The sequence below is a fragment of the Pantoea sp. Fr-CA_6 genome (genome assembly GCF_024520895.1).
GTDB lineage: Bacteria > Pseudomonadota > Gammaproteobacteria > Enterobacterales > Enterobacteriaceae > Pantoea > Pantoea agglomerans.
On record NZ_JALNPO010000007.1, the window covers coordinates 70,844 to 88,557 of the forward strand.

Here is a 17,714-nt window from a genome sequence, read left to right on the forward strand (position 1 = left end):
ATTAAATATGCGTGACATGTCACAGGTATTAGAGCGCTGGGCCGGATGGGCTAAGTCAGACAGCAGCGGTGTTGATTACTCAGCAATCGCAGCGGGGTTTAAAGGGCTGCTGCCGCAGGATTCAAAGTTAACGCTTACCTGCAGCGATGGAGACGGGTTGATTATTGAAGGTTGCCTGTCCCGGCTTAAAGCCAAGCGCCCTGATGAGCACGCGATCATTGTGCTGCATTACTTTTTCAATATCTCAAAGCGCACCCTTGCGAAGCAGGCCAAGCGCGATGAAAAGATAGTGAGAATTGAAATCCAGATGGCTGAGGGGTTCATTGAAGGCTGCCTGGCAATGCTGGATGTGCGGCTGGATATGGACGACGAACTGACGCCGAAAAAAATATTGAAAAAACCTCTCACGCGGTCCGCATTTTCCTTAGTAATCTGATAAGGTCGATTACCAAGCAGTGCAGCTTATCTGCTAAAAGTCAGTTACAAATGTGGATGTCAAAGCGCCTCGGGCCTTACCAGCCTGGAGGCGTTTTTTATTTTAAATATCCCCTAAAGGGGATAGCGATTTATCTATCCCTTGCAGGGGATAAGAAATTCACCCTGTTGCCGACGGGCAAGGCACTTACCGCTTTTGCGTCAGGGTTATTTTTCAAAAATATCGACCTCCGGTAAACAAAAATGTTGATCAAGTAAGCATAAATGTTTACTATGGATTCATGTTCAACAGACAGGAGGAGTAGTGAAGCAAAGCGAGTTCAGGCGGTGGCTTGAATCTCAGGGAGTCGAAGTTTCAAACGGTACTAACCATCTGAAGCTGAGATACAACGGGAAGCGAAGTGTAATGCCGAGGCATCCCGGCGCTGAGTTAAAAGAACCACTGCGAAAGGCCATAATGAAGCAGTTAGGCCTGAAATAATTAACCAGCCCTTCGGGGCTGGTTCTCGCAGAGTTTCACTAAGACGATATGCGATACCCGATTAATCTTGAGCCGTGCGACGGCGGATATGTGGTTTCGTTCCCGGATATACCGGAGGCGCTTACTCAGGGCGATACGCGTGAGGAGGCGTTAGCGATGGGGCTGGATGCGCTGGTTACTTCATTTGATTTTTACTTTGAAGATAACCAGCCTGTTCCGGCACCTGGACCGGTGACAGGGGATTTTGTAGAGGTTCCGGCGAGTGTGTCGGCGAAGGTGCTATTGCTAAATGCTTTCCTTGCTTCCGGCTTAACCCAGGTTGAGCTGGCTTCACGCATGGGAGTTAAAAAGCAGGAGGTGACGCGCATCTTCGATCTGCATCACTCGACCAAAATAGATACTGTTCAGAAGGCGCTCTCAGTGCTGGGCAAGCGACTTGAATTAGTCGCTGCCTGACAGGCACCAAATAATAAATTCAAAGGCTCACTTCGGTGGGCCTTTTTTTGCTGAGCGATTGCTTATCAAAGGTAGCTACCGAACTTGTTTCAAATCAAACAAACTGAAATTTGCTTAACGATTTCGTCAGTAGATGTATAAAATTTCCCATCCAAACCTCCCGGGAAATAACTATGAAAAAGTGTTTATTGGTCGTAATGGCGGCAGTATCACTCGCTGGCTGCGCCTCAAATGACATTGAGGATATGCCTCATGATGCAAGAGTCAGGCTCGCTAACATGGAAGGCTATTCTAATAACCCATACCCAAAAGCCAAAATGCTCGGTGAGGTAATGGGAATGAGCTGTGCTCGAAAGGGTGGTTCATCAATGATGGTTACTGAAATTGGTGGAAACCTTTTTGCTACAAGCTCAGGTCCCGATGTTGCAAATGGAGCTGAAGCTCTTCAGGACATGAGATATAAGGCTGCGATGATGGGCGGTGATGCCGTAGTAAACGCTGTCTGCAAATCTGGTGGCGTAGATTGGGGCCACAATTGCTGGTCGACAGTTAAATGCGTTGGGGACGTCGTCAGCAAATAATCGTAAGCACAAGTCATAAAATTTCTAAGGCTCACTTCGGTGGGCCTTTTTCGTTTTTGCGCACACCAATCAGTCTCCACACACTTTATTGACACCGTGGTGCTGCGCAATCCTCTCAATGAAAGCAAGCCGCCATCAGCCCGGTGGCGGGAATCAGAGCATGCCTCCAGAAAAAGACCCGGGTTTTTGGGCCACAGTGTTGCTGTGGCTGTATGGCCACAAAACAGAATGGGGATATGCCGGGGTAGCAGGCATGTTTTCACTATTACGCAGTGCCTATGCAAAAAGCCCGTGGAGTAAGCGGGTTCTCGACGCTGTCTCCTGCAGCGCGCTGGCGTTCTTTGCTGGCCCGACGCTGCAGGTGATGGGCGCTTTATTTAACTGGAACATCCCCGACGCTGCTGCGCAGGTATTCGCGGTTTACATCGGGTATGTAGGCAATGACTACATCAGCGAAAGGCTTCGCAGGCTGATAGACAGAAAGGCAGGGGAAACCAATGAAGGTCAGCAATAACGGAATTAACCTCGTCAAACGCTTTGAAGGCCTGGAGCTTAAAGCTTACAGAGACAGTGTTGGCATTCTGACTATCGGTTATGGGCACACCCACGCAGTTAAAGCAGGGGACGCAATCACCGGCGAAAAGGCTGATGCTTTTCTTCGTGAAGATTTGCAGGTGGCAGAACTGACCGTTAACACCAGCGTGAAAGTGAAACTCACGCAAGGGCAATTCGATGCGCTGGTGTCATTCGTTTTTAACCTGGGGTCAGGCAACTTCGTTAAATCGACACTTATCAAGAAGCTCAACGCTGGTGATTATGCTGGCGCAGCTGATGAGTTCGGCAAGTGGGTTAATGCTGGTGGTAAGAAATTGCCCGGCCTCGTTAAACGCCGCGCAGCTGAAAGAGAGGTATTTCTGACATGAACCCGTTAAACCTCATCAAAACTTTTTCGCCTGTCATCGTCATTGGCCTTATCTGCCTGGCACTCTGGATGCTGAATGCCAGAAGCTCACAGCTTGAAGCAACCAATCAGCGCCTTGAGAAGCTGGCTAACAGCAAAGACGATCAGATTAACGACCTGCGGTCCAAGAACGATGGCCTGGCATCAAGCGTCACTGAGCTGGTAACAGCAGTTAAGCAGCAAAACGAAGTGATGAGTCAGGTCACAGAGCAGCGTGCCGTAACAGCCCAGCAGAACCGGAAACTACAGAATGAAATTAAGCGTTACCTTGCTGCGGACAAGTGTGCTGTTGCTCATGTTCCCCCTGATGCTGCTGACCGGTTGCGCGACGCAGCAAAAGCCGCTGGTGGAGTACCGGACAGTAAAGCAGCCTCAGCTAAGCCTTCCGGCTGAATTGACCAGTCAGATTGACGTGCCAGCGCCATCACAGGATATGACGTTCGGTGACAGCGTAAGCCTCAACGCTGAGTTATATGGCGCTCTGGGGCAGTGCAACATTGACCGCGCCGCCATCCGTAAAATTGAGTCAACCAGATAGGTAATTACATGACGATCAGCCAAGAAGTTAAAGATTGGCATGAGCGATCAGAAGCACTGGCTGCAGAGATTGATGCTCATCTCTATAGCTACCCGGGGCCAGAACGCTCCCGCATCAACTCATCAGAGAACGTGGTGATTTATCTGGGGAATCGTTACACGCTGATAACCGGCTTTATTCCTCCTGAAGTTATTTCAGGCAATCTAAAGATTGGCAAAGGAAAATCATGAGCGAAGCAAAACCGCAGGACGGCAGCACCGTTGAGGGTTATCGGACACTGTCTTATGGCGAAATCGGCAAGATGAATTAGTTCAAAGAGCTGAGCCGCCAGTTCATTGCTCTGCTGCAACAGCATGGGATGGATATGGGTGCCGACCCAACCCTACAGAACTCGACGGAATGTTGGGACGCTCATGAATGGTTGCGCGAGGCACATAAGGATATGCAGCGTGCCTGTATGGCGGCGTGTCGTGCTGTAGCCCGTCCAGACTCAGATTGCTGAGTTCATCACAAGGCGCATTTGCGAGTGCGCCTGATGATGAAAGCTAAAGAAAATCTTGATGATGCCGATGTGATGATCTCTTAGATATAGGGAGGTCAAATGAAAGTATTACAGACTTTGGGTGTATACCAGGGCCAGCAAGCTGGTATTTTTCAATACAAAAGGAACAGTGAAGGAGTGGTTATTGACCCTACCATTGGCCTAAATGCTAGCGCTGAGCAATTTATAATCTCAAATGATGACTGGCAAAAAATGATGGTCCGTTTGGAGAATATTGGTAGGAAAGTAGTTGATTTAACAGAGATAAAGGATGAAATTGCGGATGAGTTCAGTATGAATAATAGTGAAGCCGCTGCTATTGTCGCCATCTTAGAGCATGAAGGAACATTCGATCATTATGGTGGAGTGGTAGGAAGAGGAGAGTCTGTTTCAATTCATCTACGCCGTGATGACGATAAATAAATTAAGCCGCCTTCGGGCGGTTTTTTGATTGTTAATCCACCGACAAGGGATAAAGATTCGGTTAACCTCACCGTGAAGCATCGCGAAGATGGCGTTAAGTTCTAAAAGGTTTTATGTTTAAGTATAAATATTAGCCTAGAAGGGAAAGTCATGGAGTGGTTAAAGTTGTTAGTAGCATTAGCTGTCGTGTACCTTGGGGCACACTACGCATTAAAGCGTTTCTATAAAGAAAAATGGTGGGAGAAGAGGCTTAATGCATTTATCACACAAATTGAAGCCGCTTATCTATTGCATCGGGCTCTAAAGTATCGCCATGATGACAGTCTTTATGGTGATAAACCCAAGAACATTGTTGGTTTTAAAAAGCTTAGTGAAGAAGAAGTTGAAATACTTGATAAACAATATCGTCACTCGCTAGCTGAACTCGAAAAATTTTATTATCTAGGCAACCTACTAACGTCAAAAAGCTCTGTTGACTTGATACAAAACTTTTTCGATAAGCTCAATAGCATTAATCCCCAACTTTTAGATTTTGATAAAGATGCTTTAGAGAAATCAAAGTTATGGTCAGAAAATCTTTTGAATGATCTTGTGAACGAAGCTAAAGCTCAGTTAAAAATTGACGAAGGTCAAAGGGAGTTTTGGGAGATTCCCCTGACAAAGGGTATTTCATAAACCATTCGCACACTCCTAAGCAGTTTTTAATATGTAATTTCCTTGAGCCACTGGCATTAGCTGGTGGCTTTTTTTTGGAATAAATATGTCCGAGCCACGCATCTATAACAGCCGCTGGGATAAAGCCAGGCTGTCATTCCTGAAGTCTCATCCTCTCTGCATCATGTGCCACCGGCAGGGCAGAGCAGTGGCCGCTGCTGTCGTTGACCATATCAAGCCACACAGGTTGAAAGAAGCCATCAACGGTGGCAAACAGGACGAGATAGCAAAGGCTCAGAAGCTCTTCTGGGACAAGGCCAACTGGCAGCCCCTTTGTAAGCAGCACCACGACTCGACCAAGCAGCGCGAAGAGAAACGCGGTCACGTCATCGGATGTGATGAGAATGGCCTGCCCCTCGATCCCGCATCCCATTGGCGCAAGTGAGAATGAATATCATTTAATTCCGAGGTGAGAGGGGGCAGGATCAGATGAGAACGATTATCAACACCATCTGGGAGGGTGGGATCAGAGTTCAGGGGCTTACCACCTCCTGACCGCCCGCCCCCCTTTTTATGCACAACCGCGAAATGAAAAGTTTTTTTCTGGGAGGCTTTTATGGCCGGAAGACGACCAAAACCGACCCACCTTAAGGTCGTTACCGGCAATCCGGGCAAGCGAAAACTTAACGACAAAGAGCCTGCACCCGCGAGAGAAATCCCCAGCCCGCCGTCACACCTCACCGATTGGGGAAAGGTTGCGTGGGGAAAGCTGACCGTTCTGCTTGATGGAATGGGCGTGCTGACCGTCGCCGATGTTCTTGCGCTGGAAAGGCTCTGCGATATCTATGCCGACATTCTTCAGCTGCGAATCACTATTGCCGAAGAGGGAAGGACATACACGGTTCAGACCGAAGGCGGATTTCTTATCAAGGCCAACCCGGCTGTTTCAATGCTGGCTGATGCAGACCGGCGCTTCAAAAGCTACCTGGTAGAGTTCGGCCTGACACCGGCTGCCCGGTCAAAGGTGAACGTGAATGGTGGAGAAAAAGAAGAAGACCCGCTCAACCAGTTCTTCGGTTGATCCGGCGACGCAGTATGCAATGGACGTTACCAGCGGGGCTGTTCTTGCCGGGCCAGATATCCGCGCTGCATGCGCCCGCCACATCCGGGATTTGGAAGAAGGGCCAAAACGTGGACTGTTCTGGGATGTCGAAGCGGTTACGCGTGTTGTTAACTTCTTTGCTCAGGTCCTGAAGCTCAACGGCGGCGAGCATGAAGGTAAGCCTTTCATCCTGCTGCCGTGGCAATGTTTCATTGTTGGCTCCCTGTTCGGCTGGAAGGCGGAAGACGGCACACGCCGATTTCGCATGAGTTACATCGAGTCCGGCAAGGGTTCCGGCAAGTCGCCGCTTGCGGGCGGCGTCGGTCTTTACCTGCTGATGGCAGACAAGGAACCCCGCGCCGAAGTCTACGCGGCGGCCACGAAAAAAGACCAGGCAATGATCCTGTTCCGCGATGCGGTAACGATGGTCGATCAGTCGCCCGCGCTGGCACAGCGCATCACCAAATCTGGCACCGGGCTTAACGTGTGGAACCTTGCGTTCCTGCAGACAGGCTCTTTCTTTAAGCCGATCAGCTCCGATGATGGTCAGTCAGGCCCGCGCCCGCACGGCGCACTGATTGACGAAGTGCATGAGCACAAAACAAACGCCGTTGTTGAGATGATGCGCGCCGGTACAAAGGGCCGCCGTCAGGCGCTGATGTTCCTCATCACCAACAGCGGCCACGATAAAACCAGTGTCTGTTTCGAATATCACGAATACGGTCGCAAGGTGGCAGCCGGTGATTTAGTCGATGACAGCTTTTTCAGCTTCATCTGTTCGCTGGATGAGGGCGACGACCCGTTTAAAGATGAAGCCTGCTGGGGTAAAGCTAACCCGTCGCTGGGTCAGACCTTCACGGATAAATACCTGCGGGAGCAGGTGACTCAGGCCCGCGGCATGCCATCAAAAGAGAGCATTGTCCGACGCCTGAACTTCTGCCAGTGGGTGGAAGCGTCCGATCCGTGGATTGACAGCGACACATGGATGAAGTGCGAGCAGGAGTTTGACCCGGAAGATTTGGCGGGCGAAGAGTGCTATGGCGGGCTGGACCTCTCAGGCTCCCGCGATCTGACCGCGCTGGCGCTTTACTTTCCGAAATCCAAAAAGCTTTTAGTTGAGTTCTGGACGCCGAAAGATTCCCTGCTGGAGAGAGCCAAGACTGACCACGTTCCCTATGACGCCTGGCTGCGTAATGGCTTCATTCACGCACCACCGGGTAAGGCAGTCAACTACGGTTTTGTAGCTGTGCGCATCGGTGAGCTCGCAGCCAGATACGACATTAAGTGCATCGCGTTTGACCAGTACCGTATCAAGTATCTGGAGCCAGAACTCGAAAGCGAGTCTGTGAGCGTTGACCTTGTTCCGCACGGACAAGGGTTTTATAAGGCGCAGGAGTCCGGGCTTTGGATGCCGCGATCAATTGAGTTGTTTGAAGAGCACCTAAACAACAGGGTGCTTGTCATACGCCCTAATCCCTGCCTTCGCTGGAATGCCGCCTCTGCGGTGCTTGAGGCTGACCAGAAGGACAACCGCATATTTGCCAAGAAGAAAAGCACCGGCCGTATCGACGGCGTGGTGGCTTCCGCGATGGCAATCGGTGCAGCAGAGGATGCGGTGCTGGTGGAGAGCGGCGATCCTGATGACTTTTTTGATGACCCGATTATGGTAGGTATCTGATGAAGGAAAAAAAACAGCCGGGTCGCATTAAGAGCGCGATTGTTAACTGGCTCGGTGAGTCAATCGGACTGAATGATGCTGCGTTCTGGCAGGAATGGTACGGCACAAGCAGCAGCGGTAAGGTCGTGACAGCAGAGAAAGCGCTGGCGCTGGCCTCTGTATGGGCCTGTGTGCGCCTGCTGAGTGAGTCAGTTTCAACTCTGCCGATGAAGGTATATGAGCGAGCAGCTGACGGTTCCCGCAAGCTGGCGCTTAATCATCCGGCCTATCAGTTACTGTGCCGCCGTCCCAACAGCGAAATGACGCCGTCGCGCTTCATGCTGATGGTGGTTGCCAGCATATGCCTGCGTGGTAATGCCTATGTTGAGAAAAAGATGATCGGCACCAAGCTGGTCTCACTGGTTCCGCTTCTTCCTCAGTGCATGAAGGTGGAGCGACTGGACAGCGGCGAACTGCAGTACACCTACACAGAGAAGGGTGTGCCGCGCATCATCCCGGTTAAAAACATGATGCACATCCGGGGCTTTGGTCTGGATGGCGTATGCGGAATGATGCCGATGCGTACCGGGCGTGACGTGTTTGGCGCAGCGATGGCGGTCGAAGAGTCAGCCGCAAAAATTTTTGAAAACGGTATTCAGACGTCAGGCTTCTTTCTTTCAAAGAATCTGCTGACAAAAGAACAGCGACAGAAGAACCGCGAAAACCTTAACCGGTTCGTTGGATCAAAAAACGCGGGCAAGGTGATGGTGCTTGAAGGTGATATGTCTTATCAGGGCATCACCCTTAACCCTGAAGATGCTCAGATGCTGGAGTCACGATCATTCAGCATTGAGGAAATCTGCCGCTGGTTCCGCGTGCCGCCCTTTATGGTTGGTCACGTTGACAAGCAGAGTAGCTGGGCGTCGAGCGTTGAAGGCATGAACCTGCTGTTCCTGACGAATACGCTGCGCCCGATGCTGGTGAACATTGAGCAGGAGATTTCACGCTGCCTGCTGAACGGTGATGAAGACCTGTTTGCTGAGTTCTCCGTTGAAGGCCTGCTGCGTGCTGACAGCGCCGGACGCTCTGCTTATTACACCACCGCGCTGCAGAACGGCTGGATGTCCCGTAATGACGTGCGCCGCCTGGAGAATCTGCCGCCGATTGAAGGTGGTGATATCTACACCGTACAGCTGAACCTGACACCGCTTGAAGACCTGCGCAAAAACCGCACCGCCGCAAGGGCCACACTGTTGCGCGAAGTTCACAACGCCGTTTTCCCGGATATTCCTTTCGAACAATCACCGCTTAAACAGGCGGCTTAGGAGCAACCCCAATGACAGTAAAAAGTCTTCCGGCAGCGCCGGAGGGGCGGCCTTTTGCGCGCGAAAATCGCGATCTGCCGTCTTCTGCAATGGATCGCTGGAACGGCAGCATTAAGGCCGCAAAGAGTGATGACAACAGCATTTCCGTGTTCGACGTCATTGGCGCTGACTGGTACGGCGACGGCGTCACCGCCAGCCGTATTGCTGCCGCGCTCCGCTCAATCAGCGGTGCTGACGTCACCGTGAATATCAATTCGCCGGGCGGCGACATGTTCGAAGGCCTGGCGATTTACAACCTGCTGCGTGAGTACGAAGGGAAAGTCACCGTCAAGGTGCTGGGCCTCGCTGCTTCTGCTGCGTCGATTATCGCGATGGCCGGTGATGAGGTGCAGATTGGTCGCGGTGCCTTTCTGATGATCCATAACTGCTGGGTCTACGCGATGGGCAACCGTCACGACCTGCAGCAGATAGCGGCGGACATGGTGCCTTTTGATAAGGCGATGAACGATATCTATGGCGCACGAACCGGTCTGGATGCGGTCACCATCGACGCGATGATGGATGCCGAAACCTATATCGGCGGCAGCGATGCGGTTGAAAAAGGTTTTGCAGATCGCCTATTGGCAGCAGATGAGATTGCTGATGGCGAGGACAGCCCTGCAGCTGCGCTGCGCAAGCTTGACGCGATGCTGGCAAAAACCGACGCGCCACGCTCCGAGCGTCGAAAACTTCTTAAAGCATTAACCGGCGGCAAGCCAGGCGCTGCTGCCATCCCTGAAGGTATGCCGGGCGCTACCGACGAAATCAACCCTGAAAATATTGCACAACTTAAAAACGCGCTGGCCGCGTTCGGCAAATAAGGATTAACAATGTCTGAAGTAAATGAAGTTCTGAAGCAGGTTACTGCCAGCATCAACGAAGCCAGCGGCAAGTTTAATGCGAAGGCTGAAGAAGCGCTGACCGAGGCGAAAAAATCAGGCTCACTGTCAGCGGAAACAAAAGCGGCAGTGGATAAAATGGCGAGTGAGCTTAACGCCATGCGTGAAGCAGAGAAAACGCTGAAGGCGGCGCTGGGAGATCTGGAGCAGCATGTAGCGCAGATGCCGCTGGCAAATGCTAAAGGCGTTATCGAAACTGTGGGTAGCCAGGTTATTTCTTCCGAAGCGCTGAAAGCTTTTTCGGCGAGTATCGAAGGTAACAAGCGCCTTAGCATTCCGGTTAAGGCCGCGCTGCTGTCCGTTAACGTGCCGGGTCAGATCGTAGCGCCAGACCGCCAGCCGGGCATCGATCAGCAGCCAAAACAGCGACTGTTTATCCGCGACCTGATCGCACCGGGCCGTACTGAGTCTAACACCATCTACTGGGTTCAGCAGACTGGCTTTACCAATAATGCAGCGACCGTCGCTGAGAACACCACCAAACCGTACAGCGGTATTACCTTTGCGGAAAAAATCACGCCGGTTCGAACCATTGCGCACCTGTTCAAAGCCGCGAAGCAGATTCTGGACGACATGCCGCAGCTTCAGTCTACGATTGACGCCGAGCTGCGCTACGGCCTGAAATACGTTGAAGAGCAGGAGATTCTGTTCGGTGACGGCACCGGCACGCACCTGAATGGCATTGTGCCGCAGGCATCTGCTTATGCTCCCGCTTTCAGTGTGGCGAATCAGACCGGTATCGACGATCTGCGACTGGCTATGCTGCAGGCGCAACTGGCACGTTTCCCGGCGTCCGGCCATGTTCTGCACTTTATGGACTGGGCGAAGATCGAGCTGACCAAAGACTCTCTGGGCCGCTACATTCTGGCGAACCCGGCTGGGCTGGCCGGTCCTACGCTATGGGGGCTGCCGGTAGTCGCGACCGAAGCGGCTGCGTTCCAGGGTAAATTCATGACCGGTGCGTTCAATGCCGGTGCGCAGATTTTCGACCGCGAAGATGCCAACGTGGTTATTTCAACCGAAAACGCCGACGACTTTGAGAAAAACATGATCTCAATCCGTTGTGAAGAGCGTCTGGCGCTGGCCGTTAAGCGTCCTGAAGCGTTCGTTTACGGTTTCTTTACCGCACCTGCTGCAGCTGCATAACAGCAACGGCGGCCTCCAAGCCGCCTTTCCGGGAGTTACATATGAAACTGCTTTTGATTAAACCGAACTACTTCGGCGGCACGGTCGTGTCCGAAGGCAACACCATTGAGACCACCGAACAGCACGGTCGCGAGCTGATTAAGCTGGGCTATGCCAGTGAGGTGGATGACAGCGCAGCGGAGAAAGCGGCAGCTGAGGCGAAGGAAAAAGCCGAAGCCGAAGCGCTTGCGAAGTCTGAAGAAGAGGCCAAAGCAAAGGCCGCTGCTGAAGCCCAGGAAAAAGCGGATGCTGAAGCCAGCGCGAAAGCGGCAGCTGAGGCGAAGGAAAAAGCCAAAAAATAAGGCGTTGTCATGCTGCTGACACTTGAAGAAATTAAACAGCAGTGCCGACTGGAGAGCGACTTCACGGAAGAAGATCGGCTGCTTGAGCTTTTTGCACTGGCAGCTGAGGCAAAGGCGGTGACCTACCTCAACCGCAATCTTTATAAAACGGTGGCAGATATTGCACCGCTTGATACGGACGGCATGGTGATAACCGAAGATATCCGGCTTGCCCTGCTGATGCTGGTCAGTCACTGGTATGAGCATCGCAGTTCAGTGTCAGAGCTGGAGATGACGGAGACGCCGCAGGCGTTTGAGTTCCTGCTCTATTCGCGGCGTCTGCCGGTGTCGGGGTATTAGCATGCAGCGACGCTCATCAAATACCAGTGCAGTTTACACGCTGCCCGATCCCGGCGAGCTGAATAAGCGCATTCACCTGCGCCAGCGCATCGACCAGCCAGCAAGTGATGGTGGTACTGACTCGGTTTATCAGAATGAAAAGGACGTGTGGGCGAAGGTCCGGCAGGTGGGAGCTACCACCTATCACGAATCCGTTCAGGCTGATGACACCATCACCCACTATATGACGATCCGTTATCGACGGGGCATCACTTCAGATTTTGAAGTGGTTTACAGCGGTTATGTATATCGCGTTAAGCGCCTGCGCGACCTCAACTTAGCCGGTCGTTACCTGCTGCTGGAATGCGAGGAGTTGAGGGCTGTGGACAGCGACGGAGAGATGTATGGCTAAGCCGCTTCTGCACGTTGATTTTCAGCAGCCCAAAGACCTCGTTTTTAACCGGGCCAAAATGCGCCGCGCCTTCATTCAGATTGGTCAGGTTCACATGCGTGATGCCAGGCGTCTGGTCATGCGTCGTGGTCGTTCCGCGCCGGGTGAGTATCCGGGATTCAGGACTGGCAGGCTGGCACGGTCAATCGGCTATTACGTTCCCCGCGCATCAAAAAGCCGTCCGGGCCTGATGGTGCGCATCGCGCCAAACCAGAAGCGGGGCGAGGGTAACCGACTCATTGAGGGCGACTTTTACCCCGCGTTTCTGTTCTACGGCGTGAAGCGTGGTTCTAAGCGCAAAAAGAGCCATCACAAAGGGAAATCCGGCGGTAATGGCTGGCGAGTTGCCCCGCGTAAAAACTACATGACCGAAGTGCTGGAGGCGCGCAAAACGTGGACGCGTTATGTGCTGACCCGTGCGCTGCGTACCTCCCTGCGTCCTGAAAGGAAAAAGAAATGAAGCTATCACTTGTGATCGCCGCTCTCCGGGCGCGATGTCCGATGTTCGCTGGCAACGTAGCCGGGGCGGCTGAATTCAAGTCTATCCCCGAAACCGGGAAGATGAAGCTGCCGGCGGCGTATGTGGTGCCGACCGAAGACGTCACAGCTGAGCAGAAGTCCCTGACTGACTACTGGCAGAACGTTACCGAAGGATTTGCGGTGGTCGTGGTGCTGGACAATACGCGCGATGAGCGCGGTCAGGCAGCCGGATATGACGCCGTGCATGATGTCCGGCAGCAAATCTGGAAGGCACTGCTGGGCTGGGAACCTGACGCCGACGCTGGACCGGTGGCGTATTCCGGCGGGCAGCTTCTGGACATGGACCGGGGCCGCCTCTATTACCAGTTTGAATTCATGCTGACGCGGGAAATCACCGAAGAGGACACGCGCCAGCAGGATGATCTTGACGCCCTGGATGAGCTGAAAACGGTCGAAATCGACATTGACTACATCGATCCGGGTAACGGGCCTGACGGCATCATTGAGCACCACACCAAAATCAACCTCAGCGAGTAAATCATGCAACTCAGACCCAAACGCGGGCGGTCAGTTCCTGACCCTGTCCGGGACGATCTGCTGCCTTCAGAAGGCCGGAACGTCGAAGAGAGCAGCTACTGGCACCGCCGCATTGCGGATGGTGATGTCGAAGAAGTCAGTGCGGAAGAAGAAAAGCCCGCAGCTGACGCCAAGAAAAAGGGCGGTGAATAATGTCAGTCTCATTCCCCAATATTCCGTCAGACCTCCGCGTGCCGTTGTTCTGGGCGGAGATGGACAACAGCGAAGCGAATACCACGCAAGATAGCGGCCCATCGCTGCTGATAGGCTTTGCTTCTGCCGACAGCTCCATCGTTAAAAATAAGCTCACCATCATGCCGTCAGCGGCACTGGCGGGTAAGGTTGCAGGTCGTGGCAGCCAGTTAGCCCGTATGGTGGCGCGCTATCGTGCCGTCGATCCATTTGGTGAGCTGTGGGTTATCGCGGTAACTGAGCCTGATGGCGAGACCGCCAAAGGCACCGTGACGTTAACCGGCAACGCACAGGCGTCAGGTTCGCTGAGCCTTTATATTGGCGCGGTACGCGTTCAGGCCGCTGTGGTAACCGGCGATGCCCCTGCAGCAGTAGCCGCCACACTTGCAGCCGCAATTAACGCTAATGCAGACCTGCCCGTGACAGCAGCAGCAGCAGCTGGTGTGGTGACGCTCACTGCCCGCCACAAGGGACTTACTGGCAACAGCATTCCTTTGGCGCTGAACTACTACGGCACCGTGGGGAGCGAAACCACGCCTGACGGAGTTAACGCTGTGATTGCCACGATGGCAGGCGGTACGGGCTCACCGTCACTGGCTGCAACCGTGGCCGCGATGGGCGATGAGCCGTTTGACTTCATCGGCACGCCGTTCAGTGATTTCGCCTCGCTGGCGACGCTGGCGCTGGAAATGAATGATTCTTCCGGGCGCTGGGGTTATGCGCGTCAGCTTTACGGCCACGTTTACACGGCGAAAATCGGCACGCTCTCCGACCTGGTGGCCTTCGGCGACACCATGAACAACCAGCACATTACCGTAGCAGGTTATGAGCCTGCTGTTCAGACGGCGGCAGATGAGTTGGTCGCGCTGCGCACCGCACGCAATGCCGTGTTTATCCGCGTTGACCCGGCCCGCCCGACGCAGACCGGTGAGCTGACCGGCGCATTACCGGCACCGGCAGGCAGCCGCTTTACCCTGACCGAGCAGCAGTCGCTTCTGAAACACGGTATCGCTACGGCTTACGCTGAGAGCGGTGTGCTGCGCATTCAGCGCGACATTACCACCTATCAGAAAAACGCCTATGGCGTGGCGGACAACAGCTACCTGGACAGCGAGACGCTGCATACCAGCGCGTACGTTATCCGTCAGCTGAAGAGCATCATTACCAGCAAGTACCCGCGTCATAAGCTGGCGAATGACGGTACGCGCTTCGGTCCAGGTCAGGCCATCGTGACACCTGCAGTGCTGAAGGGTGAGATGTGCGCCAGCTATCGCACGATGGAGCGGACGGGGATCGTGGAGAACTTCGATCTCTTCAAGCAGCACCTGGTGGTAGAGCGCAACGTCAGCGACCCGACCCGCGTGGATGTCCTGTTCCCGCCGGATTACGTTAACCAGTTGCGCGTCTTTGCGCTGCTTAATCAGTTCCGTCTGCAATACAGCGAGGAGACCGCGTAATGGCAAAGATTGCGGGTACAGCATACGTCAAGGTGGACGGCCAGCAGCTGTCGCTGACCGGCGGCATTGAGGTGCCGATGAACACCAAAGTGCGTGATGACGTGATCGGCCTGGCCGGTGACGTGGATTACAAAGAAACGCACCGTGCGCCTTACGTCAAAGGCACCTTCAAAGTTCCGAAGGCGTTTCCTGTCACCAAGCTGATGGATTCAGACCAGATGACCATCACTGCCGAACTGGCCAACGGCATGGTTTACGTGCTGTCCGAAGCGTTCCAGTTCGGTGAAGCTAACCACAATGCGGAAGAGGGTACGGTAGACCTCGAATTCCACGGCTCAGAAGGATTTTATCAGTGAGTGAACTGCAACTTTCAAAACCTATTACGGCACATGGCGAAACCCTTCATGTGCTGGAGCTGCGTGAGCCAACGGGCAAGGATGTCCGTGAGCTGGGCTATCCCTATCAGATGAATCAGGATGAGTCAGTGAAGCTGCTGGCACATGTAGTGGCTAAGTACATCAGCCAGCTGGGCGGTATCCCGCCGAGTTCTGTCGATGATATGTCGCCTTCGGACCTGAATGCAGCTGGCTGGGTTGTTGCCGGTTTTTTCCTTCAGGCCTGACAGCTAAAGAGCTGCTTAATCTGTACTTCGACTGCGCCAGTTACTGGCGCATAAATCCTCTGGAAGTCCTGAGCGAGGACTTAAAAAGCCTGCAATTGCTTATTGACCAGGCGAACCGGATAGAACGGGAGCGAAAAGCCAATGGCTGAATTTGAACTGAAGGCGCTCATTACTGGCGTTGACAGACTTTCGCCTGCACTTGGCCGCATGCAAAAGAACCTGCGCCGGTTCCGTAAAGATGCAGAGGAAGCTGGCAGGGGCGGCATGGCTATGGCTGGCGGTCTTGCTGCCGGGCTGACAGGTTCGCTGGTTGCTTTTGCCAAACAGGAAGACGCTGCCACTGGCTTAAAGGTTGCCATGATGGATGCCAGCGGCGCAGTCGGTTCGGACTTCGAAAAGATCAATAAGCTGGCTATAGGCCTCGGCAATAAACTGCCGGGCACCACTGCTGACTTTCAGAACATGATGCAGATGCTTGTCAGGCAGGGTATTCCGGCCCAGAACATTCTGAATGGTGTTGGCGAAGCTTCTGCTTATCTGGCAGTTCAGCTCAAGAAAACGCCCGAAGCGGCTGCAGAGTTTGCTGCAAAAATGCAGGATGCTACCGGCACAGCTTCAGAAGATATGATGGGATTATTCGATACGATCCAAAAAGCTTTTTACTTGGGCGTCGATGATACCAACATGCTCTCTTTCTTTTCTAAGACCAGCTCAATTCTGAAGATGGTCAGCAAAGATGGCCTTACAGCGGCTCGTGCTTTGGCCCCCATTTCAGTGATGATGGATCAGATGGGGATGGAGGGGGAGGCTTCCGGTAACGCCCTCCGAAAAGTATTCCAAGCTGGCTTTGATGGTAAAAAGATGAAGGCAGCCAACAAGCTGCTAAGTCGAAAAGGTATTCAGTTAGATTTTACCGATGGCAAGGGAGAGTTCGGCGGCCTTGATAATCTTTTCAAGCAACTGAATAAGCTTCAGTCATTAACAACAAAACAAAAAACCACCATCATTAAGCAGATATTCGGTGATGACGCCGAAACACTACAGGTGCTAAATGCGCTGATTGATAAAGGTAAAACCGGCTATGACCAGATTCAGGAGAAAATGGGAAAGCAGGCGGACCTTAATAAGCGCGTTAATGCTCAGCTAAGCACACTTTCGAATATCTGGGAGTCATTGACCGGTACAGCGGTAAATGGTCTTGCGGCAATCGGCGGGGCCTTTGCTGGTGATGCTAAAAGGCTGGTGGGCTGGCTGGGTGACATGTCAGAGCGATTTACTGAGTTTGCTGACAAAAACCCGAGGGTTATTCGTGGTGCATTTGGCATCGCAGCCGGTTTTGTGGGAGTAAAACTTGCGCTACTTGGTGTCAACTTTGCCCTTGGTATATTGGGTCGTGGCCTGAAACTGTCTCCTATGGGGATTTTCCTACGATTGGCTGCACTCGGCGTCGGCCTCTTAATTTCAAACTGGGATAAGTTTGGCCCGGTAGTTGAGGAGGTCTGGAGCAAAATAGACGGTATGGCAGGCGCTCTCGGGGGAATGAATGGGGTTATCACGGGGATTGGCGGGCTGATGACCGGGGCGTTTACGCTTCAGGTTATAGGCTCACTCACGACCGCAACAGCTAAAGCTGGAGGGCTACTGTCTATCCTTAACAAGATAGGCAAGCTCAGCGCTCTGACTGTATCCATTGCCGTAGCCCTTTATATGTTTGAAAAGCTAAACGAGATATCTGACGCGACAACTCAAAAAGATGGTACCGAGTCATTCTGGGAGTCAATTAAGAAGAGGTGGAAAGCTGGCGGCTGGTATAACAACGAGCAGCAGATTAAGAGTGGCAGCGTTCCGCTTAACCCACAGAGTATGAGCGGTCCCTTAATGCGCGATGATCCAACGTCATCGAAGGGGGAGCTTAAAGTTTCCTTTGAAAACGCGCCTCCCGGAATGCGCGTTGAGCCAGTAGGTGGAGCTCTGCCATGGTTTGACCTTGATGTGGGTTACAACCGATTCAATAATAAAAGCTAAAGTTTTTCCCTTGA

Annotated in this window: 26 protein-coding genes; all 26 read left to right on the forward strand. The window is 52.9% G+C overall.

The window, feature by feature from the left end; genetic code table 11:
- The first annotated feature begins 7 nt into the window (after positions 1-7).
- The 26 genes from NR201_RS14150 (at position 8) to NR201_RS14280 (ending at position 17,700) form a co-directional block, all read left to right on the forward strand.
- Positions 8-436 (forward strand): antiterminator Q family protein, encoded by a 429-nt coding sequence (locus NR201_RS14150; RefSeq protein WP_107319670.1) that lies wholly within the window; start codon positions 8-10, stop codon positions 434-436.
- Positions 437-739: 303 nt separating this feature from the next.
- Positions 740-916, forward strand: coding sequence for a type II toxin-antitoxin system HicA family toxin (locus NR201_RS14155; RefSeq protein ID WP_052271421.1), 177 nt, complete (start codon positions 740-742; stop codon positions 914-916).
- A gap of 48 nt (positions 917-964) precedes the next feature.
- Positions 965-1,372, forward strand: a complete 408-nt coding sequence (locus NR201_RS14160) for a type II toxin-antitoxin system HicB family antitoxin (protein WP_256849891.1) — start codon at positions 965-967, stop codon at positions 1,370-1,372.
- Between the two features lie 173 nt (positions 1,373-1,545).
- Entirely contained in the window at positions 1,546-1,953 is a 408-nt protein-coding gene (locus tag NR201_RS14165) for a hypothetical protein (protein WP_256849892.1), read from the forward strand.
- Positions 1,954-2,113: 160 nt separating this feature from the next.
- Entirely contained in the window at positions 2,114-2,467 is a 354-nt protein-coding gene (locus NR201_RS14170) for a phage holin, lambda family (RefSeq protein ID WP_256849893.1), read from the forward strand.
- Positions 2,451-2,876, forward strand: coding sequence for a lysozyme (locus NR201_RS14175; protein ID WP_256849894.1), 426 nt, complete (start codon positions 2,451-2,453; stop codon positions 2,874-2,876). Before NR201_RS14170 ends, NR201_RS14175 begins: the two co-directional genes overlap by 17 nt.
- Entirely contained in the window at positions 2,873-3,307 is a 435-nt protein-coding gene (locus NR201_RS14180) for an Rz lytic protein (protein WP_256849895.1), read from the forward strand. Before NR201_RS14175 ends, NR201_RS14180 begins: the two co-directional genes overlap by 4 nt.
- A 153-nt stretch (positions 3,308-3,460) precedes the next feature.
- A complete protein-coding gene (locus NR201_RS14185; RefSeq protein WP_256849896.1) occupies positions 3,461-3,682 on the forward strand; it encodes a hypothetical protein in 222 nt (73 codons plus the stop codon).
- 371 nt (positions 3,683-4,053) lie between these two features.
- Entirely contained in the window at positions 4,054-4,416 is a 363-nt protein-coding gene (locus NR201_RS14195; RefSeq protein ID WP_256849897.1) for a hypothetical protein, read from the forward strand.
- Between the two features lie 150 nt (positions 4,417-4,566).
- Entirely contained in the window at positions 4,567-5,091 is a 525-nt protein-coding gene (locus NR201_RS14200; RefSeq protein WP_256849898.1) for a hypothetical protein, read from the forward strand.
- An 85-nt stretch (positions 5,092-5,176) separates the two neighbouring features.
- A complete protein-coding gene (locus tag NR201_RS14205; protein WP_256849899.1) occupies positions 5,177-5,515 on the forward strand; it encodes an HNH endonuclease in 339 nt (112 codons plus the stop codon).
- 171 nt (positions 5,516-5,686) lie between these two features.
- Complete coding sequence (locus NR201_RS14210) at positions 5,687-6,151, forward strand: phage terminase small subunit P27 family (RefSeq protein WP_029519569.1); 465 nt, start codon at positions 5,687-5,689, stop codon at positions 6,149-6,151.
- Positions 6,105-7,850 carry a terminase large subunit gene (locus NR201_RS14215; protein WP_256849900.1) on the forward strand — a complete coding sequence of 582 codons (1,746 nt, stop codon included), beginning with the start codon at positions 6,105-6,107 and terminating at the stop codon, positions 7,848-7,850. The genes NR201_RS14210 and NR201_RS14215 overlap by 47 nt, the downstream gene beginning before the upstream one ends.
- Positions 7,850-9,154, forward strand: a complete 1,305-nt coding sequence (locus NR201_RS14220; RefSeq protein ID WP_256849901.1) for a phage portal protein — start codon at positions 7,850-7,852, stop codon at positions 9,152-9,154. The genes NR201_RS14215 and NR201_RS14220 overlap by 1 nt, the downstream gene beginning before the upstream one ends.
- A gap of 11 nt (positions 9,155-9,165) precedes the next feature.
- Positions 9,166-10,014 carry a head maturation protease, ClpP-related gene (locus NR201_RS14225; RefSeq protein WP_256849902.1) on the forward strand — a complete coding sequence of 283 codons (849 nt, stop codon included), beginning with the start codon at positions 9,166-9,168 and terminating at the stop codon, positions 10,012-10,014.
- Positions 10,015-10,023: 9 nt separating this feature from the next.
- The gene (locus tag NR201_RS14230) at positions 10,024-11,238 is read left to right on the forward strand and encodes a phage major capsid protein (protein ID WP_256849903.1); all 1,215 of its coding nucleotides are present in this window, start codon (positions 10,024-10,026) and stop codon (positions 11,236-11,238) included.
- A 41-nt stretch (positions 11,239-11,279) separates the two neighbouring features.
- Positions 11,280-11,579 carry a hypothetical protein gene (locus NR201_RS14235; protein ID WP_256849904.1) on the forward strand — a complete coding sequence of 100 codons (300 nt, stop codon included), beginning with the start codon at positions 11,280-11,282 and terminating at the stop codon, positions 11,577-11,579.
- A 9-nt stretch (positions 11,580-11,588) separates the two neighbouring features.
- The gene (locus tag NR201_RS14240) at positions 11,589-11,918 is read left to right on the forward strand and encodes a head-tail connector protein (RefSeq protein WP_010246528.1); all 330 of its coding nucleotides are present in this window, start codon (positions 11,589-11,591) and stop codon (positions 11,916-11,918) included.
- Between the two features lies 1 nt (position 11,919).
- On the forward strand, positions 11,920-12,309 hold the full coding sequence (locus NR201_RS14245; RefSeq protein ID WP_256849905.1) for a phage head closure protein: 390 nt from the start codon (positions 11,920-11,922) through the stop codon (positions 12,307-12,309).
- Complete coding sequence (locus tag NR201_RS14250) at positions 12,302-12,808, forward strand: hypothetical protein (RefSeq protein ID WP_033771366.1); 507 nt, start codon at positions 12,302-12,304, stop codon at positions 12,806-12,808. Before NR201_RS14245 ends, NR201_RS14250 begins: the two co-directional genes overlap by 8 nt.
- Positions 12,805-13,365: a hypothetical protein gene (locus NR201_RS14255; RefSeq protein ID WP_256849906.1), complete on the forward strand. Its 561-nt coding sequence runs from the start codon at positions 12,805-12,807 to the stop codon at positions 13,363-13,365. Before NR201_RS14250 ends, NR201_RS14255 begins: the two co-directional genes overlap by 4 nt.
- A gap of 3 nt (positions 13,366-13,368) precedes the next feature.
- Entirely contained in the window at positions 13,369-13,557 is a 189-nt protein-coding gene (locus NR201_RS14260; RefSeq protein WP_115387695.1) for a DUF2635 domain-containing protein, read from the forward strand.
- Positions 13,557-15,053 carry a phage tail sheath subtilisin-like domain-containing protein gene (locus NR201_RS14265; protein WP_256849907.1) on the forward strand — a complete coding sequence of 499 codons (1,497 nt, stop codon included), beginning with the start codon at positions 13,557-13,559 and terminating at the stop codon, positions 15,051-15,053. Before NR201_RS14260 ends, NR201_RS14265 begins: the two co-directional genes overlap by 1 nt.
- On the forward strand, positions 15,053-15,409 hold the full coding sequence (locus NR201_RS14270; protein WP_010246516.1) for a phage tail tube protein: 357 nt from the start codon (positions 15,053-15,055) through the stop codon (positions 15,407-15,409). The genes NR201_RS14265 and NR201_RS14270 overlap by 1 nt, the downstream gene beginning before the upstream one ends.
- Positions 15,406-15,675 carry a phage tail assembly protein gene (locus NR201_RS14275; RefSeq protein ID WP_187492755.1) on the forward strand — a complete coding sequence of 90 codons (270 nt, stop codon included), beginning with the start codon at positions 15,406-15,408 and terminating at the stop codon, positions 15,673-15,675. The genes NR201_RS14270 and NR201_RS14275 overlap by 4 nt, the downstream gene beginning before the upstream one ends.
- 141 nt (positions 15,676-15,816) lie before the next feature.
- Positions 15,817-17,700 (forward strand): phage tail tape measure protein, encoded by a 1,884-nt coding sequence (locus tag NR201_RS14280; protein WP_306281398.1) that lies wholly within the window; start codon positions 15,817-15,819, stop codon positions 17,698-17,700.
- Positions 17,701-17,714 lie beyond the last annotated feature (14 nt).